At 58.8% G+C, this 25,596-nt stretch carries 27 protein-coding genes; 6 read left to right on the forward strand and 21 right to left on the reverse strand.

What is annotated here, in order from left to right:
• Window positions 1–40 precede the first annotated feature (40 nt).
• Window positions 41–859: a class I SAM-dependent methyltransferase gene (locus tag ACR0KG_RS18535; protein ID WP_480828106.1), complete on the reverse strand. Its 819-nt coding sequence runs from the start codon at window positions 857–859 to the stop codon at window positions 41–43.
• Window positions 860–1,042: 183 nt separating this feature from the next.
• On the opposite strand from ACR0KG_RS18535, the gene ACR0KG_RS18540 reads away from it, so the two are divergent.
• Complete coding sequence (locus tag ACR0KG_RS18540; protein ID WP_480828107.1) at window positions 1,043–3,520, forward strand: ATP-binding protein; 2,478 nt, start codon at window positions 1,043–1,045, stop codon at window positions 3,518–3,520.
• A 155-nt stretch (window positions 3,521–3,675) separates the two neighbouring features.
• Here the strand turns inward: ACR0KG_RS18540 and ACR0KG_RS18545 are convergent, their stop codons facing one another.
• A complete protein-coding gene (locus ACR0KG_RS18545; RefSeq protein WP_480828108.1) occupies window positions 3,676–5,331 on the reverse strand; it encodes a calcium-binding protein in 1,656 nt (551 codons plus the stop codon).
• Window positions 5,332–5,745: 414 nt separating this feature from the next.
• Here ACR0KG_RS18545 and ACR0KG_RS18550 point away from each other — a divergent pair, with 414 nt between their 5' ends.
• The gene (locus ACR0KG_RS18550; RefSeq protein WP_480828109.1) at window positions 5,746–5,919 is read left to right on the forward strand and encodes a hypothetical protein; all 174 of its coding nucleotides are present in this window, start codon (window positions 5,746–5,748) and stop codon (window positions 5,917–5,919) included.
• A gap of 604 nt (window positions 5,920–6,523) precedes the next feature.
• Here the strand turns inward: ACR0KG_RS18550 and infB are convergent.
• From infB to pip, 6 genes are all read right to left on the reverse strand, one after another.
• Entirely contained in the window at window positions 6,524–9,001 is a 2,478-nt protein-coding gene (gene infB, locus ACR0KG_RS18555) for a translation initiation factor IF-2 (RefSeq protein ID WP_480828110.1), read from the reverse strand.
• An 8-nt stretch (window positions 9,002–9,009) separates the two neighbouring features.
• Window positions 9,010–9,633, reverse strand: coding sequence for an RNA-binding protein (locus tag ACR0KG_RS18560; RefSeq protein ID WP_480828111.1), 624 nt, complete (start codon window positions 9,631–9,633; stop codon window positions 9,010–9,012).
• A 23-nt stretch (window positions 9,634–9,656) separates the two neighbouring features.
• Window positions 9,657–11,270 carry a transcription termination factor NusA gene (gene nusA, locus ACR0KG_RS18565; RefSeq protein WP_170537121.1) on the reverse strand — a complete coding sequence of 538 codons (1,614 nt, stop codon included), beginning with the start codon at window positions 11,268–11,270 and terminating at the stop codon, window positions 9,657–9,659.
• Entirely contained in the window at window positions 11,270–11,860 is a 591-nt protein-coding gene (gene rimP / locus ACR0KG_RS18570) for a ribosome maturation factor RimP (RefSeq protein ID WP_480828112.1), read from the reverse strand. The genes nusA and rimP overlap by 1 nt, the downstream gene beginning before the upstream one ends.
• Before the next feature lie 159 nt (window positions 11,861–12,019).
• Window positions 12,020–12,838 carry an ABC transporter substrate-binding protein gene (locus ACR0KG_RS18575; RefSeq protein ID WP_480828113.1) on the reverse strand — a complete coding sequence of 273 codons (819 nt, stop codon included), beginning with the start codon at window positions 12,836–12,838 and terminating at the stop codon, window positions 12,020–12,022.
• Entirely contained in the window at window positions 12,835–13,812 is a 978-nt protein-coding gene (pip, locus tag ACR0KG_RS18580; RefSeq protein WP_480828114.1) for a prolyl aminopeptidase, read from the reverse strand. The genes ACR0KG_RS18575 and pip overlap by 4 nt, the downstream gene beginning before the upstream one ends.
• A 49-nt stretch (window positions 13,813–13,861) precedes the next feature.
• Here pip and ubiG point away from each other — a divergent pair, with 49 nt between their 5' ends.
• Window positions 13,862–14,608 (forward strand): bifunctional 2-polyprenyl-6-hydroxyphenol methylase/3-demethylubiquinol 3-O-methyltransferase UbiG, encoded by a 747-nt coding sequence (gene ubiG / locus ACR0KG_RS18585; protein WP_480828115.1) that lies wholly within the window; start codon window positions 13,862–13,864, stop codon window positions 14,606–14,608.
• A 2-nt stretch (window positions 14,609–14,610) separates the two neighbouring features.
• Here the strand turns inward: ubiG and ACR0KG_RS18590 are convergent, their stop codons facing one another.
• From ACR0KG_RS18590 to ACR0KG_RS18605, 4 genes are read right to left on the reverse strand one after another with little or no spacing between them, the layout of a single operon-like run.
• Entirely contained in the window at window positions 14,611–15,051 is a 441-nt protein-coding gene (locus ACR0KG_RS18590) for a MarR family winged helix-turn-helix transcriptional regulator (RefSeq protein WP_480551499.1), read from the reverse strand.
• Between the two features lie 13 nt (window positions 15,052–15,064).
• The gene (locus ACR0KG_RS18595) at window positions 15,065–15,895 is read right to left on the reverse strand and encodes a carbon-nitrogen hydrolase family protein (protein WP_480551497.1); all 831 of its coding nucleotides are present in this window, start codon (window positions 15,893–15,895) and stop codon (window positions 15,065–15,067) included.
• Window positions 15,895–16,152: a glutaredoxin 3 gene (grxC, locus tag ACR0KG_RS18600; protein ID WP_480551495.1), complete on the reverse strand. Its 258-nt coding sequence runs from the start codon at window positions 16,150–16,152 to the stop codon at window positions 15,895–15,897. The genes ACR0KG_RS18595 and grxC overlap by 1 nt, the downstream gene beginning before the upstream one ends.
• A 23-nt stretch (window positions 16,153–16,175) precedes the next feature.
• Complete coding sequence (locus ACR0KG_RS18605) at window positions 16,176–16,955, reverse strand: double zinc ribbon domain-containing protein (RefSeq protein ID WP_480828116.1); 780 nt, start codon at window positions 16,953–16,955, stop codon at window positions 16,176–16,178.
• Here ACR0KG_RS18605 and ACR0KG_RS18610 point away from each other — a divergent pair.
• A complete protein-coding gene (locus ACR0KG_RS18610) occupies window positions 16,936–17,766 on the forward strand; it encodes a class I SAM-dependent methyltransferase (protein ID WP_480828117.1) in 831 nt (276 codons plus the stop codon). The two genes, ACR0KG_RS18605 and ACR0KG_RS18610, sit on opposite strands and share 20 nt — an antisense overlap.
• 56 nt (window positions 17,767–17,822) lie before the next feature.
• Window positions 17,823–18,872, forward strand: a complete 1,050-nt coding sequence (hemH, locus tag ACR0KG_RS18615; protein WP_480545185.1) for a ferrochelatase — start codon at window positions 17,823–17,825, stop codon at window positions 18,870–18,872.
• Window positions 18,873–18,947: 75 nt separating this feature from the next.
• Here the strand turns inward: hemH and ACR0KG_RS18620 are convergent, their stop codons facing one another.
• Window positions 18,948–19,130, reverse strand: a complete 183-nt coding sequence (locus ACR0KG_RS18620; RefSeq protein ID WP_170455786.1) for a hypothetical protein — start codon at window positions 19,128–19,130, stop codon at window positions 18,948–18,950.
• Between the two features lie 140 nt (window positions 19,131–19,270).
• Window positions 19,271–19,870: a L,D-transpeptidase gene (locus ACR0KG_RS18625; protein WP_480545186.1), complete on the reverse strand. Its 600-nt coding sequence runs from the start codon at window positions 19,868–19,870 to the stop codon at window positions 19,271–19,273.
• Between the two features lie 168 nt (window positions 19,871–20,038).
• On the opposite strand from ACR0KG_RS18625, the gene dalA reads away from it, so the two are divergent.
• Window positions 20,039–20,554, forward strand: a complete 516-nt coding sequence (dalA, locus tag ACR0KG_RS18630; protein ID WP_353012623.1) for a divisome-associated lipoprotein DalA — start codon at window positions 20,039–20,041, stop codon at window positions 20,552–20,554.
• A 64-nt stretch (window positions 20,555–20,618) separates the two neighbouring features.
• Here the strand turns inward: dalA and ACR0KG_RS18635 are convergent, their stop codons facing one another.
• The 7 genes from ACR0KG_RS18635 to ACR0KG_RS18665 all read right to left on the reverse strand — a co-directional run bounded on the left by ACR0KG_RS18635 (window position 20,619) and on the right by ACR0KG_RS18665 (window position 25,396).
• Complete coding sequence (locus ACR0KG_RS18635; RefSeq protein WP_170537146.1) at window positions 20,619–21,083, reverse strand: PTS sugar transporter subunit IIA; 465 nt, start codon at window positions 21,081–21,083, stop codon at window positions 20,619–20,621.
• A gap of 58 nt (window positions 21,084–21,141) precedes the next feature.
• Window positions 21,142–21,705, reverse strand: a complete 564-nt coding sequence (gene hpf / locus ACR0KG_RS18640; protein WP_170537148.1) for a ribosome hibernation-promoting factor, HPF/YfiA family — start codon at window positions 21,703–21,705, stop codon at window positions 21,142–21,144.
• A 252-nt stretch (window positions 21,706–21,957) separates the two neighbouring features.
• Complete coding sequence (lptB, locus tag ACR0KG_RS18645) at window positions 21,958–22,716, reverse strand: LPS export ABC transporter ATP-binding protein (protein WP_170537150.1); 759 nt, start codon at window positions 22,714–22,716, stop codon at window positions 21,958–21,960.
• Complete coding sequence (locus ACR0KG_RS18650) at window positions 22,716–23,207, reverse strand: LptA/OstA family protein (RefSeq protein WP_480551489.1); 492 nt, start codon at window positions 23,205–23,207, stop codon at window positions 22,716–22,718. The genes lptB and ACR0KG_RS18650 overlap by 1 nt, the downstream gene beginning before the upstream one ends.
• A gap of 3 nt (window positions 23,208–23,210) precedes the next feature.
• Complete coding sequence (locus ACR0KG_RS18655; RefSeq protein ID WP_353012633.1) at window positions 23,211–23,810, reverse strand: hypothetical protein; 600 nt, start codon at window positions 23,808–23,810, stop codon at window positions 23,211–23,213.
• A 12-nt stretch (window positions 23,811–23,822) separates the two neighbouring features.
• Window positions 23,823–24,785, reverse strand: coding sequence for a KpsF/GutQ family sugar-phosphate isomerase (locus ACR0KG_RS18660; protein WP_480545190.1), 963 nt, complete (start codon window positions 24,783–24,785; stop codon window positions 23,823–23,825).
• Entirely contained in the window at window positions 24,782–25,396 is a 615-nt protein-coding gene (locus ACR0KG_RS18665) for a ribonuclease D (RefSeq protein ID WP_480545191.1), read from the reverse strand. Before ACR0KG_RS18665 ends, ACR0KG_RS18660 begins: the two co-directional genes overlap by 4 nt.
• Between the last annotated feature and the right edge of the window lie 200 nt (window positions 25,397–25,596).

Genomic DNA, 25,596 nt, shown 5'->3' on the forward strand with positions numbered 1-25,596 from the left:
GCACGAGCGCGAGACGACATGAATGCGCCCGCTGCGGCAACTACCTGGCAATCTGGACTTCCAGGTAGTCGGCTTCGATGCATACCGAACCATCGCGTGCCGTGTTGAACTCAGCGATCAACTGTTCGATCGCACGGGTCAGACGGGCCCATTCGTCATCAGGCAAAGCCAGAAAGGCTTTGTGCACCGGGCCATAAAGGTTGCGGAACACCTCAATGAAGTGGTTCGGCGATCGGTAGCGAAAGTAGAAGCTGCGCCGCGCCACCTGGACGGACTTGGCATCGCTGAAACGGGTGTTCAGCCAAACCTCATCGCCCCATAGCGCGGGCGACTTGACGCCCGCCGGCGGCGTATCAAAACAACCCACGACCCGGAACAGACGCCCGATGAAGCCCTCGGGCATCCAGTTGGCCAATCCGATCTTGCCACCGCGGCGCGTCACGCGCATCAACTCGGTAGCCACCTTGGTTTGGTTCGGTGCAAACATCACGCCGAACGTAGATACGACGGCATCAAATTGCCCGTCTGAGAACGGAAGGTTCTCGGCATCGGCCAGCTGGAAATCGATTTCCAATCCCTCAGCCCTTGTGCGCTCAGCGCATTTCTCGAGCAGATGCCGCATCTGGTCGGTTGAGGTGACGCGGTACCAGCGGCGCCCGAAGGCCAGTGTCGCATTGCCATTACCGGCGGCGACGTCCAGAACGCATGCGCCCGGAAAAAGATCGAGCGCTTGGGCCAGATCTTCGCCGACATTCTGAAGGTTCACACCGACAACGCCATAGTTCCCGGAGGTCCAGGCCAAGTGTTGCTTGGCTGTGATCGCCTCGATATCCGTCGCGAACTCGTGTCGAAAAAGCATCCCATATCTCCTTGCTACTTTCTGTCGCCAACCTCGTCATCATGCGCTGACCAGAAACGGGGTGCTTGGGGGTTGTGTGAGTAATTCTTGGGGAAGGCGGAAGTTGCATGTCCAGGCAAACCGGTTTGGCATTGCGAACAGGGGTTTCGGCTTCTACAATCGCGGAAAAACGGCCATTTTTCGATGATTTATCAGTTCGACGACTTTGAAGTGGACCTCTCCATGAGGGAGGTACGATCGGGGGGCGGACTGCGCGCAGTTGAACCGAAGGTATTCGATGTGCTCGTTCTGCTCATTGAAAATCGTGATCGTGTTGTTTCGAAGGATGAATTGGTGGAGTGCGTTTGGGACGGACGGTTCATTTCGGACAGTGCAATCTCAACGGCCATCAAGGCTGCGCGGCAGGCCATTGATGATGATGGCCGCAGACAGCGGTTCGTGCGCACCGTCCATGGGCATGGCTTTCGGTTCGTTGGCGATGCCAGAACGTCTGACGCGGTCCGCGCAGCCCTTGTGCCGGCGCCATCGGAAGTGCGGAGTCCGAACAACCTTCGAAAGCGGAGGCGCCCTCTGTTCGGACGGCACACCGAAGCGGAACGGATCATCGAACATCTGCGCGGCGGTGATATCCTCTCCATCGTGGGACCCGGTGGTGCGGGAAAATCGGCTTTGGCGATGGAGGTCGCCGCCGAGGTCATGGGCGACTTTCCCGGCGGAGTCTGGTTCTGCGAGTTGGCGCCCGCTCAGAGTGAACGGGTCGCCTCGACTGTGCTGGGCGTGCTGGATTCCAGCGCCGGGTCCGGGCCGGTCAATCCTGCCAAGATTGCAGAACGGCTTGGTGAGGAGCCAGTCCTGCTGGTTCTGGACAATTGCGAGCATGTGATCGAAGCCGCCGCCGATCTGGCTCACGAGCTGACCGACCTTGCTCCCAATCTGACGATCCTCACCACCAGCCGCGAAGCGCTTGGCCTGCCAACCGAGAAGGTTCTTCGCATCGGCGGGCTGAAGTATGAAGCGAGCGATGACTTCGCGGTCGAGATGTTTCTTCACTGCGCAAAACAGACCACCGAAATTGAACAGTCCATCGATTTGTCCGAGACGGTGCGTCAAATCACCGAACGGCTCGAAGGCTTGCCGCTGGCTATTGAGCTTGCCGCACCGCGGTTGTCCTCGAGCACGCCGAATGAGCTGCTCAAAGACCTGGACGATCAGCTTTCGGTGCTGTCCAACCGCCGCGCGCGGACGGACGGACGACCCAACAAAATGGATGACACAATTGCCTGGTCTTTCAACCTACTGTCGGACGATGAGCAGCACGCGCTCACAAGTCTGAGCGTATTTGCGGGCGCCTTCACAGCCCAGGCGGCCGAGGCCGTGTGCCAGACGCCCAGAGCGCGGGACGTGCTACACAGTCTTGTCAGTCAGTCCATGGTCAGCTTCGTCCGGGATACGCCCATGTCGCGCTTTCGGTTGCTTGAACCCATCCGCCAATTCAGCGAGCGGCAGTTGGACGAGGCGCGCCGCGCGCGGCTTGAGAGGCGCCACGGCGAGTGGTTTGCCGCGAAGGTGTTCGATCTAGCGGCGAAATTGCGTGGACCCGATGAGGTGGCCGCCTGCGCAGCGCTAACCGCCGAATGGCCTGATGTGGGACGGGCCCTGGCGTGGGGGCGGCGAGCAAAGCGCGCGGACGTGGCGGTCGCACCGCTTCTCGAATTGCACATCCACCTCCTCTGGCAGCTTCGGGTCGAGGGGTTCGAATGGCTTGAGGCGGGGGTCGCGGCCTGTGATCTCACGTATGAGCTTCAGGCCCGCGCGAATCTCGTGCGATCCATGGGCGCCTGGAGCGGCGGCGATCTGGACCGGTCAGAGGCCTTGATGGAAGCCAGCATTGCGGCGGGCGGAGAGACCGTCGAGACCGCGTATTTTCAATTCTACCAGGGTTTCGCGCGTGAGGATTTTGACAAGGTCTTCCGCTGCGGGAAGAGAGCCTGGGGGATCGCGCAGCAGGGCGACGACATCGCCTGGAAAATCCAGACCTGCGCGTTCCTGGCCTGCGGATATGCCATGCACAAAGGCAATGCGCCGGAAATCCCCGGATTATTCGATGACATTCAGCGCATGCTCAAACGTTACGACTGGCCGTCGGGCCATTGTTGCGAGCTGATCGGTCGCACTGTTGCGGCTTTTGGTCGGGGCAGTCCCGCCGATGTGGAGCGCTATCGCAATATGCTCGAAGTTGCTGCCAACCGTTGCTACGCGCCCTGGTTCAAGCTGACCGCCGCCGGGATCGAGGCCAGTCGGTCACGCCCGCCGGATGAGGCCATGGTGCAGCTGGAAATGTATACCAAGGGGCTGAAATCCGCGATCAGCACCGGCGACGTGATCCAGTTGCCGACCATCCTGCGCGCGATCGCGATCTGCCTGGTCGACGTTGACAAACCCGCATCGGCGGCCCGCCTGTCCGGCCTAATACCCAGCATCAGAGGCTTGGGCGAAAAGGGTTCGCTCGCGCCCGGCTATGACGGAGCGATCGAGCGTGCGGCAACGGCTCTGAGCGCGGAGGAATTCGACGCCTGCGTCGCCCTGGGCAAGACCTGGGATCTTATCGACGTCGTGGATGAGCTGGACGCCCAGCTTGGGCACTCGCCGCAAAACTCGTAACCGGGTTGCCCTTGGTGAAACCACCGCCCAAGGCAGCGCCGGGCGGGCAGTCAATGTGCGGGCTCCCTAAACGAACAGCCCCGCAGGTTGTCCGCGGGGCCGTGGTGAGCGTTTCGGAATGCGGCGGGATGGACGCGCCGGTACAGTCGCGCGACCTAAAGCAGAAAATCGTCTGCCGCGAGGTCGACGGCCTGGTTGATCCTGATGACCATTTCGGCGTCGGACAGGTTGTCGTCGAGATTGACCTCCACAAAGGTTTCAGAGGCTCCGCGGACCGCCCGTATCTGGCCCACGCCCGTGAAGAAACTTTCGCCCACCCATTCCAGCGCCTGATTTCCGGCCAGATTTTCGTTTGCATCGATCTGGCGGAAGTCGAATCGGTCGTACTGGTCGCCGAAGGATGCGCTCCAGCTGTCTTGCCATTTGACGATGACGTCCATCTGATCGGCAGTCGACTCCGAGGCTTCGGTGTAGACAAAGGTGTTGCTGCTCACACCACCATCAAGCGTGTCGGCCCCCGCGCCGCCAAACAGGGTGTCATTGCCAATACCCCCCTCGATGTGATCGTCGCCGCCGTTGCCGCTGAGGGCGTCATCGCCGCTCCATCCCATGAGGTAATTGTCGGCATTGTCACCGATCAGAACATCGCTGAAGTCAAGGGTCCCATAAACGGCTTCGATGCCCGAATAGGTATCGCCTTCGGCGTGACCGCCAAATCCGACTCCCTGCATCAGGTCGACATGCACACCGCCTGTTGCACCGTCGTCGAAATCGATGCCCGACAGGAAATTGTCATTTCGGTCAAAGTACAAGACGTCCCAGCCAGAGCCGCCGTCAATCGCATCCGCACCGGCGCCCCCGGACAGATGGTCATTGCCACCGCCGCCCATGACTGTGTCGTCGCCGTCGCCACCGTGGACCTTGTCGTGACCCCGCCCGCCAATCACCTTGTCATTGCCGTCGTGGCCGAAAACCCGGTCGTTTCCGTCGCCTCCGAACATCGAATCCCGACCGTCGTCCCCGCTCATCAGGTCGTTCCCGCGTCCGCCATGGAGGTAGTCGTTTCCTTCACCGCCCAAAGTATGATCGTCTCCGTCTCCGCCAAAAAGCCGATCGTTGCCGGAATGGCCAAACAACATGTCGTCGCCAGCATTGCCATACATCGTTTCGGAGCTGTCGGATCCGTCAAACCGGTCGTCAAAGGCGCTCCCACGGACGACTTCGATGCTGTAGAGCCGGTCGCCCTCGGCATCGCCGCCATACCCAATGCCATAATCCAGATCGATACGAACTCCTGCGCCGGATTTGGTGTAATCCACCGTATCCCTGCCACTGCCGCCATGCATGATGTCGGCACCGCCGCTGCCAACCAGCCAGTCATTGCCGCCGCCCGCGTAGATCGCATTGGCCGCACTGTTACCTTCGATAACGTCGCTGTAGCGCGAGCCCGTGACATTCTCGATCGAGATATAGCGATCGCCCTGCGCATCGCCTCCGGTTCCCATCCCGGTCTCCAGATTGACGCGGACACCAGTGTCCGAGGCGCTGTAATCGACCTTATCGGTACCGGTGCCACCGTAGAGCTTGTCGGCACCTTCACCACCGACAAGAGTGTCATTGCCCGACCCGCCGATCAGCAGATCGTCACCCATGCCGCCGTTCAGGTAATCGCTGCCGCTGTCCCCATAAAGCCGGTCATTGCCGCCATAGCCATATAGCCGATCGTGGTTGGCGCCGCCGTAGATCCAGTCTTCAAGCCACGTCCCGTTCAGCCAGTCGCGACCAACGCCGCCATAAATTCTGTTTGCCATCTATCCGTCTCCGTTCTCTTCCGCGCTTCGCGGGATTCATGTGATTGCGCCGGGTGTTGTCCGGACTATGGGGATGTATCTATTGGCCTTAGCGTGCGCGCGCTTGAGGATTGCATGAGGAATACATGGGCTTTGACCACGGCCCGCGCGGTGAAAGGCCGGGCCGCAGGCAACTAACGGAAAAACGGTGCAAATCTGGTTCTGACAGCGGCAGGATCTACTGCAAAGTCCGTAATTCATTCGCAACTTTCCGAGAGCAGATAGGCAGCGGTTCGCGACCTGAAGGAATTCCCCCAAGGAATCCTCAAGCAACACCCAAGATTTGACGCAGGGCGATGAGTAACCTTCGAAACCGCAAGCGGAGCACCCCTAGCCCCGGTTGCCTGATTGGAAAAAGGCATCTGAGGTTAGAAGGTGACGGCAAGGCTGATTGTCGGCGCATTGATATTGCTTGCGCCCACCTTGACCAGTGCAGCCACACTGAATGCCGTTGCCCAAGCGCGTGTCACCACCGAAGGCAAAGCCAAAGAGAACGGAGCCTTACCGGAACGGGCCGGATCATGGGGGCGACGTCAACTGGATTGGTGACGTTTGCTGCGTTGCAAAAACGTAATGTGCCGTGACTGCCAGCGGATGCCGGGTCAGGAGTAGCTGCAACTGAAAAAGGGGGCGGTATCCCAGGCCTTTCGTGTATGACTTGGTTGCGGCGATAGTTCGGTTTCGGGTCTGGCCAAAGCTTTGCCTGTGAACGACAGATCCGGCAACATCTGCTGCAACGAAGTGTACGACTTGCAGAACCTTGGACAGATGTTGCGCCAGCAACATACTCAAACGTCCGGGGCGGCAAAGTCCGCGTCTGAGTTGTCAGACCAGGCTGCGGAGAAAAATCAGTTTCGATTTGGGCCAAACCCATGGCATCGAACGACTGCTTCGGTGACAGGTGCTAAATCGTTGCGAAAGTTACGCCGCGATTGCCAACGGATGCTGCGTCAGCAACAGCCGCGACTGCACAAGTCCGGTTTGTCCCGCACATCCGCCATTGGATCAAATCGACTTGGCGGCAGGACCAAGGTTGTATGGTGAGTGATACCAACCGGAAACAGAATATCTAATACAGTGCACCGAAAGTTCGCTGCGCAAAAAAACAGCGGCCCGATTGGACCGCTGCTTTCAATCTCTATCCTGAACCAAATCAATCCAGTGTCCGCGTAACCTCTTCGCGCTCGAAGATTTCGATCACGTCGCCTGCGCGTATGTCGTCGTAGTTTTCGAACGCCATGCCGCATTCCTGACCCGACTGAACCTCGGCCACTTCGTCCTTGAAGCGTTTCAGCGTCTTCAGCGTGCCTTCGTGGATCACCACATTGTCGCGCAGCAGGCGGACGCCTGCGGACCGGCGGGCGACGCCTTCGGTGACCAGACAGCCGGCAACCTTGCCAACACCGGTGACCTTGAAGACTTCGCGGATTTCCGCATAGCCGATGAACTTCTCGCGGATTTCGGCGCTCAGCAGGCCGGATGCAGCCGCTTTCACGTCATCCACGAGGTCATAGATCACCGAGTAATAGCGGATTTCCACGCCCTTCTGGTTCGCAGTGTTCCGCGCCGAGGCGTTTGCACGCACGTTAAAGCCCAGGATCGGCGCACCGGACGCTTCGGCCAGGCCGACATCCGTTTCGGTGATCGCACCAACGCCCGAATGCAGCACGCGCACGCGGACTTCGTCGTTGCCGATTTTCTCCATCGCCTGAACGATGGCTTCGGCAGAACCCTGCACGTCCGCTTTCATCAGAATTGGCAACTCTGTGACGTTTTCGTCTTCCTTGGCCTTCTGCATCAGCTGCTCAAGGGTGGTTGCAGCACCGGCAGCGGCGCGCTTGTCCTTTGCGGCCTGTTCACGGTAGGCAGCGATTTCGCGCGCCTGCGCTTCGGTTTCGGTAACGTTCAGAACGTCACCCGCTTCGGGCGTGCCGTTCAGACCCAGAACCTCGACCGGAACCGAGGGGCCAGCCTCTTTGACGCGTTCGCCCTTGTCGTTGATCAGGGCACGGACTTTACCGTATTGCTCACCCACGACGAAGATATCACCCTGACGCAGAGTGCCGTTCTGAACCAGAACGGTAGCGACGGGTCCACGGCCCACATCCAACTGCGCTTCGATCACGGCACCCTGGGCTGCGCGGTCGGGATTGGCTTTAAGCTCCAAAATCTCGGATTGCAGCGCGATGGCTTCCAGCAGTTCGTCCAGACCCTGACCGGTGATGGCCGAGACTTCGACATCCTGAACCTCACCCGACATCTTTTCGACGATCACTTCGTGCTGTAGCAGATCGGTGCGCACCTTGTCCGGATTCGCATCTGGCTTGTCGACCTTGTTGATCGCAACGATCATCGGGACACCCGCCGCTTTTGCGTGGTTGATCGCCTCGATCGTCTGCGGCATCACCGCGTCATCCGCAGCAACAACCAAAACCACGATATCCGTGACCTGAGCGCCGCGGGACCTCATCGAGGTAAAGGCCGCGTGGCCCGGCGTATCCAGGAATGACAGTGTGGTGCCACCATCGGTTTTCACCTGATAGGCGCCGATATGCTGGGTGATGCCACCGGCTTCGCCCGCCACAACGCGCGCGTCGCGGATTGCATCCAGTAGAGAGGTTTTACCGTGGTCGACGTGACCCATGATGGTGATGACTGGCGGACGTGGCTGCAGATCGTCTTCGCTGTCTTCGGCCTCTTTGATGACGTCTTCGACATCCGAATCAGAGACGCGAGTCACCTTGTGGCCAAACTCTTCGATGATCAGTTCTGCAGTATCAGCGTCGATGGTCTGGTTCTGCGTGACCATCATGCCCATCTGCATCAGTGACTTAACCACATCGGCCACGCGCTCAGCCATGCGGTTGGCCAATTCCGAAACCATGATGGCCTCAGGTAGCTGAACGTCACGAATGACCTTTTCCCGCTCGACTGTACCGCCCATTGCTTTCTGACGCGCGCGCTCTTGCTTGCGCTTCATGGCTGCCATCGAACGCTGGCGGTTGCCTTCGCCACCGGTCGCTTGACCAAGAGTCAGCTTGCCCGAACGGCGGTTGTCATCACGCCCCTTGCCGCGGTTGCCGCGCTGCTCACGCTCGCGATCCTGCTTGCGTGGCGTCGCCGCTGGCGCAGGTTTGCTGGCCGAGCTACGTGCGGCTTTTGGCGCTTCAGGAGCCGGAGCCGCAGCTGCGCGCTTGGCGGCTTCTTCAGCCTCTTTGCGCTGACGTTCTTCCTCTTCGGCCTTGGCGCGAGCGCGTTCTTCAGCTTCGCGCTGCTCGCGTTCCTTGGCCTCTTGCTCGGCACGGCGACGGGCACGTTCCTCTTCACGTGCTTTTTCCTGCGCTTCGCGCTGTGCCGCTTCTTCGGTTTCGCGGGCCTTGGCAGCCTGCAATGCCTTCATACGGCGCGCCATTTCCGCATCGGAAATTCCAGCAGGACGACGCGACGGATCACCCGAGGGCGTTGCTCCACCGCTCGGCTTGCTGGCACCCGGCTTGGGGACCACCACGCGTTTGCGCTTGGTTTCCACCACGACATTCTTGGTACGTCCGTGGCTGAAACTCTGTTTCACATTTCCGGGGCGCGCCCCGCCACGAAGACCCAATGTCTTTTTGCCGTCATTATCGCTCATAAAGCTTCTTACCCTTCCGCGCGGCCCCTGCCGCCGTCATCCGTTTCGCGCAAGCCACGCAGGCGCTGCGCTTCCTCTACAACACGTTTGGCAAGACCGCCAGAGGCCAAGGCCGCATGAATCACCGTTTGGCGCCCAAATGCCTGTCCTAATTCATCTGCCGTCAGCCAACCGATGTATTTTCCAAAGTGTGGCGTACTGAGTTTCGACTTGCCGCGCCCCGATCCATCTGCGGCCTGAATCAGCACCTGTGCCTCTTCCCGGTCCAGCCAGGTCTTGACCTTTTCATAACCCGCAACCGCATCACCAGACTTGCGCGCCAGGCTCATCAGCTCGATCACCCGACGAGCAACCTGCTTTTCCACGTCGTCGATCAGGTCTTTGGGCGCAGTTACCTGCGCCTTGAACCCGCGCGAGAACAGTTTCTTTCCAACGGCCTTATCCAAAGCCGCACGATCCGCCGCGACATAAACCCCGCGCCCCGGCAATTTTGCCGCGACATCCGGATAGACCTGCCCATCCGGTCCGGCGACAAAGCGGATCAGCCCGTACTTGGGCTGTACCTCGCCCGTGGCGATGCACTTCCGCTCTGGCCCATCGGACCGGTCTTTATGGACGCCACCGCGACCCATGTGCGCCACCCGAGGCCCTGAGATCAGGCCTCGGCCTCCTCTTCTACAACGTCGCCGTCTTCTTCGGCTTGCTCCAGCTCAGCCGGGTCAACCCAGCCCAGCATAATGCGCGCCGTCATCACCAGATCCTGCGCCTCTTCCAGCGTGACGCCGAAGGGCTCCAGAACACCGTCATCCTTGATGCGTTCGCCATCGACTGTGGTCCAGCCACCGGCCAGTTCCCAGTCAGCGCAGGTTGCGAAGTCTTCCAGCGTCTTCACATCATCCTTGGCCAGCGCCTCTACCATCTGGGGTGTCAGGCCCTCGAATTCAATAAGGCTATCCTCGACGCCCAGCGCGCGCGCCGCATCCAGCGCTGCCTTAGCCTGAGCCTCCAGGAATTCCCGCGCACGGGTCTGCAATTCCTGGGCGGTGCCTTCGTCCACACCATCGATGACAAGCAATTCTTCGATCTCGACATAGGCCACCTCTTCAAGGTTGGTGAACCCTTCCGAAACCAGCAGCTGGGCAAAGAACTCATCCAGATCCAGCGTTTCCATGAACAGCTGAGTACGGGCTTCGAATTCCTTCTGACGGCGCGCCGATTCTTCGGCCTCGGTCATGATGTCGATGTCCAGATTGGTCAGCTGGCTGGCCAGACGCACGTTCTGACCACGGCGACCAATTGCGAGAGACAGCTGTTCCTCGGGCACCACAACCTCGATCTTGCCGGCTTCTTCGTCCAGAACCACCTTGGAAACCTCGGCAGGTTGCAGAGCGTTCACCAGGAAAGTCGGCTGATCTTCGTTCCACGGGATGATGTCGATCTTTTCACCCTGCAGCTCGTTCACAACGGCCTGAACGCGGCTGCCGCGCATACCAACGCAGGCACCGACGGGATCGATCGAGCCATCATACGAGATCACGGCGATCTTGGCGCGCGAGCCGGGGTCACGGGCCACGGCCTTGACCTCGATGATGCCGTCATAGATTTCCGGCACTTCCATCTTGAACAGCTCGGCCATGAATTCCGGCGCGGTGCGCGACAGGAAGATCTGGTGGCCACGAACCTCGCGACGCACTTCCTTGATATACGCGCGCACACGGTCATTCGGGCGATAGCTTTCGCGTCCGATCTTGTCATTCCGGCGCAGAACAGCCTCGGCACCGCCCAGATCGACGATGACATTGCCGAATTCTTCGCGTTTGACTGCACCGTTGATGATGGTGCCTGCGCGATCCTTGAATTCTTCATACTGACGGTCACGCTCAGCTTCGCGGACCTTCTGCAAGATCACCTGCTTGGCGGACTGAGCAGCAATCCGACCCATCTCAACCGGCGGCACTTCTTCGACAAAGACGTCACCGACCTCAGGGTTTTCCATGTATTGCTTGGCCTGTTCGACGGTGAACTCGGCCTGATAGTTCTCAAGCTCTTCATCCTCGACCACGGTGCGCACGCGGGTAAAAGTGGCCTTGCCGGTCTTGCGGTCGATGGAGACACGAATGTCCATTTCCGCGCCGTAACGGCTCTTGGCGGCACGGGCGAGCGATTCCTCCATCGCTTCGACAACCAGACCGGGGTCGATCATCTTTTCGCGGGCCACGGCCTCGGCGGTCTGCAGCAGCTCCAGCTGGTTGGCTGAGGTGATTGCCATCAGTTCGTCTCCTCTTCGGACCCTTCGGTCTCAATCTCGTCGAAAGCGTTTTCGTTCAGGGCACCGGCGTCCTTGCGCTGGCGCAGCATTTCCTTGATCAGATCATCGGTCAGGACCAGCTTGGCATCGCTCAGCCAGTCGAATTGCAGACCGATGGTGATGGTTTCATCGCCCTCGGGGATGTTGATCAGAACCTCATCCCCTTCGATCCCGGCCAATTCGCCCTTGAACCGGCGGCGGCCGTCGATCAGTTCGGTGGTCTCGATCTTGGCCTCGTACCCCTCGAACGTCTCGAAATCCTTGAGACGGGTCAGAGGGCGGTCGATGCCCGGGCTGGACACTTCCAGCGTATAGGCGTCCAAAATCGGGTCCTCGACATCCAGTGTGGCGCTGACCGCATTGGAAATCTCGGCGCAATCATCTACCTCGATACCGCCATTGGGCTTGTCCGCCATGATCTGCATCGTAGTGGTCTTGCCGCTCATCAGGCGGATGCGTACCAGCTCATACCCCAGATCCTCGATCACCGGGGTGATGATCTCGGCCAGTCGCCTATCGATGGCTGCTTTGGCTATCAGGTCGTTTGTCATCAGGTTCTCTACCCTTCGAACGGGCACAAAAAAACGGGCGCGCGGCCCGTCGAATTTTCCGGTGGAGCCTTGAACCGGAAGTCCAACGCGCCGCTGTTGCAACTGCATATACGCAGGAGTTTCCGAGTCTGCAACCCCCGGCGAAAATCGTGATCGAATTTACACCAGCCACCACCGTTCGGCGATGCGCCCATCATCCAGCGAAGCTTTGCAGATCTGCCTGGGCATCCCGACATGCGACGCAATAGCCAACGACAAATCCTTGTCATTCGGGAAAAATCGCAGGCCGCGTTTGTCGCGCAGCTGATCGCCCGCTGGCAGGGCTGCTATATCAACATATCCATCGCGCAACGCCTCGGCCCGGACCTGCGCGTCAGGGATCACAATCACCTCGATCTTATCGGCCCACCCGGCGGTATTGCCCTTGTAGTGATCTGTTACTTTCCGCCCCAGAAAATTCCGATCATCCTCGGCTCTTTCAACCCGGTAGCAGCCCGTGCCGTTGGCCAGTTTCAAGGGCGTCACACCCGAACCGTTCCGCGCGATTACAAACCTTGTGTCTGCCAATAGGAACGGCAACCCCGTATTGGGCGTAGCAAGCTCAACGCGCATTGCAGATGCAGACAAAGCCTCTGCCCGTCCAAACTCGGCCAACACCGGCAGAACATCCGCTATATTCAGGTCAGCCCCATCGTGGAATTGAACCCCCTCGCGTAGACTGAACGTCCAGACGCAGGCATCCGCATCGGTTTTCCAAGCGGTCGCCAGCTCGGGCCGTAGCGTCCCGTCGGGCGCGATCTCGGTCAGAGTATCGAACACAGCACCACGGGCGACCTGTTCCAGGCTGTCATCGCGTGGTACCGCCAAACGCAAAGTCCCGCCAGCCTTGGGTGTATCCGCCAAAGACGCACCCGTAGCCGCGAGCAATGCAGCCGCAGCACCCGAAGCGAACAAAGCACGACGGTCCATCCGGGTCATGCCCAGCCCTCCGCCACACGGTCCATGATGCGCACAAGCTCGGCGCTGATACCGGGCTCGGACAAGGCATGTCCGGCCTGTCGTACCATCTTCAACTCGGCGTTGGGCCAACGTTCCGACAGGTTCCACGCCGCTTGTGGCGGGCAGATCATATCATACCGGCCTTGAACGATATGGCCGGGGATATGCGCGATCCGGCCCATCTGATCCAGAATCTGCCCGTCCTTTTCCAAAAAAGCGTTGTTGGTGAAATAGTGATTTTCAAGCCGCGCAAAAGCCCGCGCATATTCGCCGGGGCTTTCGCCTACCACACCGTTGGAATGGATCGAGGCCAAAGCGTTCTCCCAAGCCGACCATGCCTTGGCATACAGGATTTCGGTTGCCCGATCGCCCGAGAACAGGCGCTTGTTATAGGCTTTGATCGTATCCGACAGCTCATCTTCGGCCAGCAGCGAGGTGAACTTGGCCCAAGGTTCGGGCCAGAACTTGCCTGCACCGCCGCCATAGAACCAATCCAGCTCGGATTGGGTCGCCAGAAACACACCACGCAACACCAAACGGCTCACCCGATCCGGATGGGCCTGCGCATAGATCAGCGCCAAGGTCGCGCCCCAGCTGCCACCAAACACCGTCCATTCCTCGATATCCAGCAGCGACCGCAGGCGTTCAATATCTTCAACCAGATGCCAGGTCGTATTGTTCTCGACCGAGGCATGGGGCCGCGATTTCCCGCATCCGCGCTGATCAAACAGAATCACCCGGAACACGCGGGGATCAAAATAGCGCCGCATCGCAGGGCTGCAGCCACCACCCGGGCCGCCATGCAGAACCACCACGGGTAAGCCGTCGGGATTACCGCATTGTTCCATATAAATCTGGTGCCCATCGCCCACGCTGACCAACCGCTGATCGAACGGGTCGATCGGCGGGTACAAATATTGCACTGCGCGCTTTTGGTCCGGGTACTTGTCCATTATGGCCCTATATAGTCCTCAAGACGTAAAAGAGCATACGGAGACAGGAATGCAAGCGCATCCGAACACGGTAGACCCATCCGAGATCGCAAAATTCGAAGCGATGGCGGCGGAATGGTGGGATCCGAACGGAAAATTCAAGCCATTGCATATGCTGAACCCCTGGCGTCTGGACTATATCACACAGCAGATCGCCGGGGAATTTGACCGTGATCTGAAGGCTGCGAAACCGTTCGAAGGCCTGCGCCTGCTGGATATCGGCTGCGGCGGAGGTTTGCTGAGCGAACCGATGGCCCGCCTTGGCGCGACGGTCGTGGGCGCAGATGCCGCCGAGCGCAACCTGCCGGTCGCCCGCATCCACGCCGAGCAATCGGGTCTAGAGATCGACTATCGCCACACCACGGCCGAGGATATGGTCGCCGAAGGCGAACAATTCGACGTGGTGCTGAACATGGAGGTGGTCGAGCACGTGGCCGACCCTCTGGGGTTCCTGACCGCCTCGCAGCACTTGCTGAGGCCGGGTGGCCTGCTGATCTGTTCCACCATCAACCGCAACCCGAAATCCTATGCGATGGCCATTTTCGGGGCCGAGGTCGTCATGCGCTGGCTGCCGCGCGGCACGCATGAGTGGAACAAGTTCATCACCCCCGATGAGCTGTTCGACCTGCTACGCCAAGCCGGGCTGGAGCCGGTGGACCGCAAAGGGTTCGTGTTCAACCCGATTCTGTGGAACTGGTCAATCTCGGACCGGGATTTAAGCGTGAATTATGTGACGGCGAGTGTGAAGGTGGGGTGACTCTACTCCCCCTCCAACTGCAACCGCAAATCCCTCAACACCGGCAGCGTGCTGCGCACCCGTTCCAACCCCAGTTCTCCGACCACGCGGTTGATCAACGGGGCAATCGACGAAATCGCCTGATCGCGCGCGCGGCGGCCGGCGGGGCTGATCGCGACCATCTTGCGGCGGGCGTCGTCCCAGTCAGGGCGGATGTGAATGTATCCGGCCCATTCCAGCTTGGCCAAGGTGTTGGTCATCGCCCCTCGGGTCACGTGGAACGTGTTGGCCAGTTGCGCCGGACTGCGCTCATCCCCGACAAACACCAGATGATTCAGCACCGAGAAATGCGAGATTTCCATGCCCTTGGGCAGCACCCGGCTGAGCCGGTTTCGCAATAGCTGATCGGCGGTCAGGATCTCGCTGAACAGCGTGACCGCTAGGGCATTGGTGTCGTCTGTCATGGTCCGTTCTGGATCAGGGTCCGTCGAAAGGGCGGCGATGCGTCAGCGAAGGTACACGCCGGCGCGCCTCTGTCACAGAACTATCATCCAAATCGAAAAAGTGAATGCCCGGATTGGTGCCTGCGTCGATGACGACCTCTCCCCACGGGGCCACGACCATGCTGTGGCCGTGGGTATGGCGGGTCTTTCCCCGCGTGGTGGGGTGTGCACCTGTTTGCGCCGGGGCAAGCACCCAACAGCCAGTTTCAATTGCCCGCGCCCGCAACAGCGATTCCCAATGGGCCGCTCCAGTGACAGGAGAAAACGCCGCCGGAACCGTCAGGATACGCGCTCCAGCCTGCGCCAACGCGGCATGCAAATGAGGAAAACGAATGTCGTAGCAGATGGTCAGGCCGACCTTGCCGAAATCAGTCTTGGCTACAACCGCGTGTTCGCCGGGGCGGTAGTTTTTTGACTCCTGAAACGTCTCGGTTTCGGTGACCTGCACGTCGAACATGTGGATCTTGTCATACCGCGCCACGATCTGACCCAGCGGGTTGATCATGAAACTCCTGTTGGCAAAGCGACCGTCCGGGTCGTGGGTCTTGATCCCCAGCGACCCGATCAGCAACCAAACGCCCAACTCGACCGCCTGCGCCCGTAGACCGGCCAGAGTGATATCGTCTTCTTCATGCTGCAACACCTCGCGCTGCCGCGTGGTGCTGTTGGACACGCAATTCGTGACCTCGGGCGTAAGGATGAACTGCGCGCCCTGCGCGACGGCCTCGGCCACCATGTTGCGAACCATATCCAGATTCGCGGCCGGGTCGTCCGTAGAGGTGATTTGCAGCAGGGCGGTTTTCATCAGGCCGCCAAAAGACGATCCAGCTTGCCCTGGCGGTCCAGCTCATAAAGGTCATCACAGCCGCCCACGTGGTCAGGACCGATGAAAATCTGGGGCACGGTGCGCTTACCGCCAGCGCGCTGAATCATTTCGGGCTTGCGCTTGGGGTGCATCAACACGTCGATTTCTTTGAATTCAACGCCTTTTTGCTTAAGCAGACGCTTTGCGGCATGGCAAAAGCCGCAAAGCGGCGATGTATAGATTTCAACCGGTTTCATGTTTCCGTCCCTTCGGGTTTCGCTCAATCTTGGGCGAAATAGGCATCCTTGGCAACGCGTGCCAGCACCAACACGGAAATATGATTTGCCCCGGCAGCGCGGCACGCCCGCGTACACGCCGCAAGCGTCGCTCCGGATGTCATCACATCATCGACCAACAGGACATCGCGCCCCGAGATCTGTTGCCGTCGCTTGTGATGCGGCGCGATGACATCAGCCAGAACCTCAGCCCGTTGCGCAGCGGTTTTACCGTCCAGCACAGGGGTACGTTTGTGGCGCACCAGCAGGTCCGGGCAGACCTTTGACCCGGTTTCAGCAGCCAGATGTTGGGCCAGAAGCGCGGATTGGTTGTAACGCCTTTTCATCATGCGGGACCAATGCAGCGGAACCGGAGCGATCAGCATGTCAGGCCGGATAAGGTCACGCCCTGCCTGTGCCATCCAGCGTGCGGCAGGTCGGGCCAGTTCGGGCCTGTCCCCGTGCTTGAGTGCCAGGATCAGAGACTTTGCGCGCCCCTCATATAACAAGGCGGCCCGACCGTCTTGCCAGGGGCGTTGTGTCTTTCGGCAATCGTCGCAGTCGATCCGATGCCCATCGCCCTCGCCCGGGACCGCCGCACCACAACTGTCGCAAACCGTCCCGCCAATAAATGGCGTGTCGCGCCAGCACTCTCCGCAAAGGCCAAAATCCGAGTCGGTCAAGGCACCGCAGCTCAGACATCTGGGTGGGTAGACCAGTTGCAACGCGGTTTGCACGCGCTGCCAAATGCGATACTTGCGGGGTATGAAGCTGCCAGTGTCCAATGCGCCCTCGCTTTTTGACCGTCCGACCCTGTCGCGCCGCCGCGCGCGGGTTCAGGATAGTGCCCTGTTCCTGCACCGCGCCGCCGTGGGCGAGGTGCAGGATCGGCTGAGCATGGTTAACAGAACCTTTACGGCACCGGCGATTGTGACTCCGTTTCCACATATCTGGCATGACGTGCTGCCGGACGCTCGGATCGTCGCAGATGACGAAACCCTTGCCCTGACCCAAGGCGCACATGATCTGGTCGTTCACGGGATGGCGCTGCATTGGGCCAATGATCCGGTCGGGCAATTGATCCAATGCCGCCGCACCCTGCGCCCTGATGGCTTGTTGCTGGCTGTGTGTCTGGGTGGGGAGACCCTGCATCAATTGCGCGCATCGCTCGGTCAGGCCGAGATTGAGGTGACAGGCGGGCTCAGCCCCCGGATCGCCCCCATGGCAGAGCTTCGGGACCTGGGCGCGCTGCTTCAGCGGGCTGGTCTGGCCTTGCCCGTGGCCGATGCAGTGCCTCTGACAGCCGAATATCGCGATCTCACCCATCTAATGCATGATCTGCGCGCGATGGGGGAAACAAACGTGCTGGCGGACCGGCTTAAATCACCTACGCGCAGGCAGGTATTCGCACGTGCGCAAGAGATTTATGCCAGGCATTTCAGCACCGGCACAGGCCGCTTGCCTGCGACCTTCGAAATGATTTGCCTGACCGGTTGGTCACCTGACGACAGCCAGCCCAAACCGCTGCGCCCGGGATCTGCCCAAATGCGCCTTGCTGACGCGCTGAACACTAATGAGGGCAAACTGTCCGATTGACGATTGGGTTTTTCCCTTTATCTCAGGCCAGAATGCAAAAACTCAGGAAGACCCAAATGTTCGATGCAATTCGCCCTGCGCATGCTCCAGCCGATCACCCCAAAGTCAAAATGGGGCGCGTGGGTATCTTGCTCGCCAACCTGGGTACGCCGGATGACTACAGCTACTGGCCAATGCGACGCTATCTGAACGAGTTTCTGTCGGATCAACGTGTAATCGACTATCCCAAATGGAAGTGGCAACCGATCTTGCAGGGCATCATCCTGACCAAACGCCCTTTCAGTTCGGGCGAGGCGTATAAGTCGATCTGGAACCACGACAAAGGCGAAAGCCCGTTGATGACGATCACCAAGGATCAAACCGCCAAGCTGCGCGATGCGATGCAGACACGCTATGGGGATCAGGTGATGGTCGATTTCTGCATGCGCTATGGCAACCCGTCGACCAAATCCAAGGTACGCCAGATGGTGGCAGAGGGCTGCGATCGCATCCTGTTTTTTCCGCTTTATCCGCATTATGCCGGGGCAACGACAGCCACTGCCAATGATCAGTTCTTTCGCGCGCTGATGGAGGAGGCCTGGCAACCGGCCAGCCGAACCGTTCCCGCCTATTACGACGAACCCGCCTATATCGAGGCGCTGGCGCAATCGGTCGAGCAAGCCTATGCCGCCATGGACGCCAAGCCGGATACACTTGTCTGTTCCTATCACGGGATGCCCGAGCGCTATCTGCAACAGGGCGATCCTTATCACTGCCAGTGCGTCAAGACATCCAGGCTGCTGAAAGAACGCCTTGGCTGGTCGGATGATCAGATTGTGTCCACTTTCCAGTCCCGTTTCGGGCCCGAGGAATGGTTGAAGCCCTATACAGTGGATCACGTGGCCGATCTGGCGCGTCAGGGCAAAAAGAACATCGCCGTGATCGCCCCGGCCTTTTCCGCCGATTGCATCGAAACGCTGGAAGAGATCAACGAAGAGATCAAGGAAAGCTTCGAAGAGGCGGGCGGTGAAAGCTTCACCTACATTCCCTGCCTCAATGATGACGATTCGCACATTTCAGCGCTGGGCAAGATTATCGAAGACAATCTGAGCGGTTGGCTGGACTAAGCAGCCCCACCTTTCAGGCATGAAAAAAGGCGGTGGAGCGATCCACCGCCTTTTCTCTGGATAAAGCTCGTAAGCTTAGCCAGCTGCAACAGCTGCGGCCACAACGACCAGCAGGATCAGCGGCAGCAGGATGCCCTGCGAAGAACCCTGAGTTTCTTCAACAACAACAGGTGCTTCAACAACCGGCTCTTCCAGGTTGCCCGCATATGCGGTCGAAGCAGCAGCAGTCAGAGCAGCGGCGAGAACGAGTTTTTTCATATTAACCTCCAGAATTTGCGCGATTCCAATTCTTTGGAACGCGCATCTAAGACTTACCTCGTGGTTTTTTTCTAATCAGCAAAGCGGTTGGAATGCAATTGCAACTTGAACGCTAAGCCACCAGCTGCGCGAAAATGTCGTCAAATTAGCAACACTTGCGTGCCGACCTTGGCCATCGAAAACAGTTCGGCAATGTCTTCGTTGAACAGACCGATGCAGCCGTTCGACGATTTCCGGCCAATTTTGCGCGTGTCATGCGTTCCGTGGATGCGATAGTACTTCCACCCCAGATATAAAGCATGTGTTCCCAATGGGTTATCTGGTCCGGGCGGGATATAGTCAGGCCATTCAGGATTCCGCTTCTTCATCGAAGGGGTCGGTGCCCAGCTTGGACCCTCGACCTTGCGAATGACGCTGGTACGGCCACGGCGGGTCATTTCTTCGGTCAAAGGCACCGATGACGGGTAGAGTTTGTACACAGTTTGGTCATCTGACCAATAATGCAGCGCTCGCGACACAGTATCGACCAGAATGGCCCCGTTTCTGGTGTTCGAGAAGTAAGGCTGCCAGTCCAGCGCCCGGAATCCCGAGACATTGCGGCGAACCGCGGCTTCGGGCTCGGGCGCGGGGCGCAACGGATCGCCAGGGATGTATTGCGCCAGCGCCGGGCTTGCTACCATGGCAGCCGCGCCAGACAGGAAACCCCGGCGGGTCTGAGAGGAAATGCGTTTCTTGACCATGAGTGCGGTCCTTTGCGAGGGCGAGTTCTGAAATCTTGAGCATTCTATTGCCAGAATGCTTCAGTCGCAAATCAAACCGGCAGAATCATGCGGCCTTGTGACATTGGGCGTTTGCCCCGCACCGTCTGGCGCGGTATGCCCGTTAACGACACAAACATCAGGTCGATCATGACGCGTATCGTTTCTTTACTCTTGCTTTGCTTTGTCGCGCTGGCGGCATGTACCACCCCACAGTCCACAACTCTGGGTGCCGATGGCCGCCCCTTGCCCACGGTGTATAAAATTCGCGGCAACCCCGAAAAGCTGCAATTCCGGATGCTGGATTCGGTCAACGCGCTGCGCCAGGCTCAAGGGTTACAGGCCGTTCAGCTGAACGCACAGCTGAATGCGGCTGCGGCGACCCACTCTAAGGATATGGCTCGGCAGAATCGCCCTTGGCACTTTGGGTCGGATGGCTCATCACCCATCGACCGCGCCGCTCGGGTTGGATATTTCGGGACGTTCCTGGGCGAAGCGATCTCGGAAACCTACGAAACCGAAACCGAAACCCTTGCTGCCTGGATGCAGGAATCCGGCCCACGCGCGGTGATCATGGACCCCAAAGCGACCCAAATGGGTTTTGCCTGGCATCAGGAAAATGGCGGGAAAATCTGGTGGACGCTGGAAATGGGTACCGGCGGCTGATCCGCGAATACCATAAACAAGAAAAGCCCCCGAATTTCGGGGGCTTAATATTTTCATCAGGTGTTTAAGCAGCTTGCATCGACTGTGCTTCGGTCAAAATAGCATAAAGCTTGACCGGGTCAGGGTTGGCGCGCAGCTTTGCACAGACCGAACTGTCACGCAGCGTACGCGACACAAGGGCCAACGCCTTCAGATGATCTGCGCCCGCCTCTTCGGGGGCGAACAAGGAAAAGGCAATGTCCACCGGCTGACGATCTACCGATCCAAAATCGATCGGTTTTTCCAGCATCACAAATACGCCGGATACGCCAGCTATCTCGGGCAGACGCGCATGCGGCAAAGCCACGCCATGACCAACACCTGTTGGGCCAAGGCTTTCACGCTCCAGCAGGCAATCAACGATGGACTGGGCCTCAAGACCCAGCGTTGCCGAGGCGACCTCACCGATTTCCTGAAACAGCCGCTTCTTGCTGGAAGCTGCTGACAAAACACGTACTGCTTCGGGCTTCAGAATGCTCGAAAGCTCCATGATCATGCTCCGTAGCGGGCCCGGCAAATGCGGGGCACCGCCTTTTCAATCTTGCCTGTTAAGGATCGATCCAGCCGATGTTACCGTCATCCCGACGATACACGACATTCAACCCATCCTTGTTTTCATTCCTGAACACCAGCACCGGGGCGCCAGCAAGTTCCATTTGCATAACGGCCTCACCGACGCTGAGCGATGGGATCTTTGTTTCCATCTCAGCCACAATCATGGGCTGCAGCGATTCGGGTTCATCAGCCGTGTCCGATTCGTCAGAGGCGAGGATATAAGAGGACGCTCCAAAGAGTTCAACCGGCTCGGACCGATCTTTGTGATGGTCTTTCAGACGGCGCTTATAGCGGCGCAATTGTGTTTCCATCTTGTCGCAGCACCCCTCGAACGCTGCGTAAATCTCGGTTGCATGGGCTTTGGCCTGCGCCGTCAGGCCCGTCGACAAATGGACAGTGGTTTCGCAAACATATTCATGCGCTGAACGGGAAAAGACGACGTTGGCGTCAGTTGGACGTTGGGCATATTTGCCAACGACCTCGCCCAGCTCGGTCTGCACGTGGTTTTGCAGGGCCGCTCCGATGTCGATCTGTTTTCCGCTGATTTGGTAACGCATGTGATCTCCTTCACAATTCACACCCATTCTGACGTTGCGTCACGCAACGCACTTGTTTTTATCGGGTGGGGGGTGTCGACATTCTGATCGGTTGCTGTTGACCCGACCCTTCTGGGAAGGGACATCGAGATCCAGTCTGGAACCGAATAAATGCCATGACCCAATTGAGCCAAGAGGCGGCGGAAGAGTCAATCAAAACAAGAGCGTATATACGCGATTTCCGCCATTCGCCCGGCGCAATTCCGCGCAACCCTATGAAATACGGAAATTTTCACCAAGATAGACGCGGCGCACGTTTTCGTTTTCAACCACTTCGCCCGGCGTGCCCGACATCAGAACCTGACCGTCATGCAGGATATAGGCGCGATCAACGATTTCCAGTGTTTCACGGACGTTGTGATCGGTGATCAAAACCCCAATGCCGCGTTTTTTCAGGTCGGCTACAAGATGGCGAATATCGCCCACACTGATCGGGTCCACACCTGCAAAGGGCTCGTCCAACAGCAGATATTTCGGGTCAGCCGCCAGACAGCGCGCAATCTCAACCCGGCGCCGCTCGCCGCCGGACAGAGCCAACGCGGGTGCGCGGCGCAGATGTTCGATGGAAAAATCTGACAGCAGTTCTTCCAGTCGCTCTTTGCGCCGGTGCGCATGGTTGACGGTGATATCGAGAACAGAGGCGATGTTGTCCTCGACACTCATGCCGCGGAAAATCGACATCTCTTGCGGCAGATATCCGATCCCCATCCGGGCGCGACGGTACATCGGCAAGGTGGTGACATTCTGGCCGTCTATCGTCACTGTGCCTGCTTCAGGAAAGACCAGCCCGGCCACAGAATAGAATGTCGTGGTTTTGCCTGACCCATTTGGGCCCAACAACGCGACAACTTCGGACCGGTCAAGCGTCATCGACACATCGCGGATAACGGTTTTTTTCCGGTAGGATTTACGCAGCTTTTCAATCCGAAGCCCGGAATTGCCTTCGGCGACCGACAGTTGGGGACGCGCCATCAGTTGTTCCCCTGCTGCAGGATCGTTTTGACCCGGCCGGTCATGGTTGCGGTGCCTGTGGTCAGGTTTGCATTCATCTGATCGCCGCTGATCACGCTGGGGCCCTGGGTCAGCAGCACATTGCCCCGCATTACGATCACACCGCTGTCGATGGTGTATTCGGCCCAATCGCCTTCGGCAGCGTCGGGTGGGCTGACAAGAACCACGTTCTCGGTCGCTTCCAGACGATCAATGGCGGATCGTTCCTGGTTGTAGATCACCAGAACACGCTCGGCCGTCAGCCGCATTTCACCCTGCACGACAACCACATTGCCGACAAACTCGGCCGAGCCGTCCTGTTGGTTCACATTCAGAGTTTCCGAGGTCACCTCGACGGGCAGGGTCGGGTCCGCGCGCGTGGCGCCAAAAGCCACCTGTGCCTGCTGCGCAGTTGCAGAAACAGCACCTGTTACAAGCGCAAAACTCAAAAGGGCGAAACGAAAATCAAACACAGGTTATCTTTCTGCTTTCTGAGGCTCATACACCAGCTTCACGCCGTCTGTAAAAAGAATATGGACCGGGCCGTCCTTTTTTTCTGCCCCGAAGGTCATGCGGCCCGCCGAAAAATCACCGATGGGGCCGGTTCCGTTCACGTGGCCAGGCGTATCGCCCCGGATTTCATCCAATGCGGTGTTTAGCAAATCGGTGGTGACTTCGATCCCATCTGCCGTCCTGATCACCACATCCCCCACAAAGGTCGCTGTGCCTTTGTCGGGGCGGATCATTCCTGAATTCGAATCCAGCGTGATTGCGCCGCCGCTTAACAACCCAAACCGGCCACGAAACTCTGAGGCTGTCGGCATCGATCCTTCGGTGCCTTGCGTTGCCTTTGTAGCGCCGATCTGCACGTCTTCGCCCTTGCGGGTAGTACCGCGATAATCTGGTTGCGTGACCACTTGTTCGGCCAGACGCGCATCGATGTCCTGCTGCGTAAACGGACCCGAGACATTGGTTTCGATGCTGCGCGACAGAAGGAATACGGTGGACAGCATCAAAATCGCCGCAAGCGGCAACAGAACCTTCAGGAACTGTACCATGCGGGAATAGCGGTCCACCTCAGCCTCTCCTTAACCCAGACCGACGCGCAGACAGTCGTGAATATGCAGCAGCCCCTGCGCCTGCCCATCTGCGTCAGGATCAACCACGAAAAGTGAGGTGATTTTGCGGTCATTCATGATGGCCACCGCTTCTTCAGCCAAGGCATTGGGCGCGATCGTCATCGGGTCGCGGGTCATCACCTCTCGGGTGGATTTCTCCAGCAAACCGTCCATGTTCCGACGCAAGTCACCATCCGTGACGATGCCCAACAGGCGGCCAGCCTCGTCAGTGACCCCCACAACACCAAAGCTTTTTTGGCTCATGACAAGCAGGGCATCACTCATCGGAGTATCTGAGGTCACAACCGGCATATCCGTATGCATTAGGTCCCGAACCTTGCTCAGCTGCGCGCCCAGCTTGCCGCCGGGATGAAAGTCGCGAAAGTTCTCGGGCTTGAAATCCCGGTACTTCATCAACGCAATCGCCAGCGCATCGCCCATGGCCAGGGTCAATGTCGTCGAGATCGAAGGCACCATACCGAACCCGCAGGCCTCACCCATTGACGGGATCAGCAAATGCACATCCGCCTGTTTCATCAATGAGCTCTCAGGCTTGCTGGACAGACCAATCAGTGGAATGCCAAACCGACGGGTAAAGGCCAACAGGTTGGCCAATTCCGGCGCTTCGCCAGAGTTGGAGATCGCCAGAACCACATCGCCTTTCGACACCATGCCCAGATCGCCATGGCTCGCCTCAGCTGGATGCACGAAATAGGCAGGCGTGCCCGTGCTGGCCAGAGTTGCTGCGATTTTGTGACCGATATGTCCGGATTTACCGATCCCGCTGACAATCAGACGGCCTGTGGCCTTTAGGATCATCTGGATCGCTTCGGCAAAATGCGCGTCCAGACTGTCGGCCAGCACATCCAGCGCGCGGGCCTCGTCGGTGACAACCTGGCGGGCTGTCTTCAGGAATGCTTCGGTATCGGTCATGAGTGCGCAAAAATATCCGTTTCGGGCCAGCCTGCGAGGTCAAGTTTCGCACGCATCGGAAGGAAATCAAAACAGGCCTGCGCCATCTCGGTCCGACCTTCACGGGCTAAACGCCCGTCCAACGCATCGCGCAGTTGATGCAGATACAGTACGTCTGACGCGGCATAGTCCAACTGCGCCTCTGTTAGGGTTTCCGCGCCCCAATCGCTCATCTGCTGTTGTTTCGAGATGTCTACGCCGATCAGCTCCTGACAGAGGTTCTTGAGCCCATGACGGTCGGTATAGGTGCGCACCAGACGGCTGGCGATTTTGGTGCAGTAGACCGGAGCCGCCAGCGCCCCAAACGCATGATACATCGCCGCGATATCGAACCGGCCAAAGTGGAACAGTTTCAACACATTGGGATTTTCCAGCATAGCGCACAGGTTCGGGGCCTCGGTCTGCCCCTTTTCAACTTGAATGATATGGCTGTTGCCGTCGCCTCCAGACATCTGGATCACACACAGGCGATCCCGATGTGGGTTCAACCCCATGGTTTCACAGTCGATGGCCACGACAGGCCCCAGGTCCAGCCCGTCTGGCAGGTCGTTGTTGTACAGATGGTTCGCCACGGATTTGTCCTTTGTGCGGTCTCGCACCCCGAGATAGGCGGTTTGGTCGTCAAACTCAACGCCGTCCGGCTTGTAAGGTCAAAGCGTCTTGTTATCCGCCTAAATTGTTGGATAGTGGCACATAATAGCCAATATCCCCGGTGGTCGTATCCTGTCCGAACACGATAGTGGCCATTGACGCTCGCATTCCTTACGGAGCA

This window comes from Ruegeria sp. H4 (genome assembly GCF_056533065.1).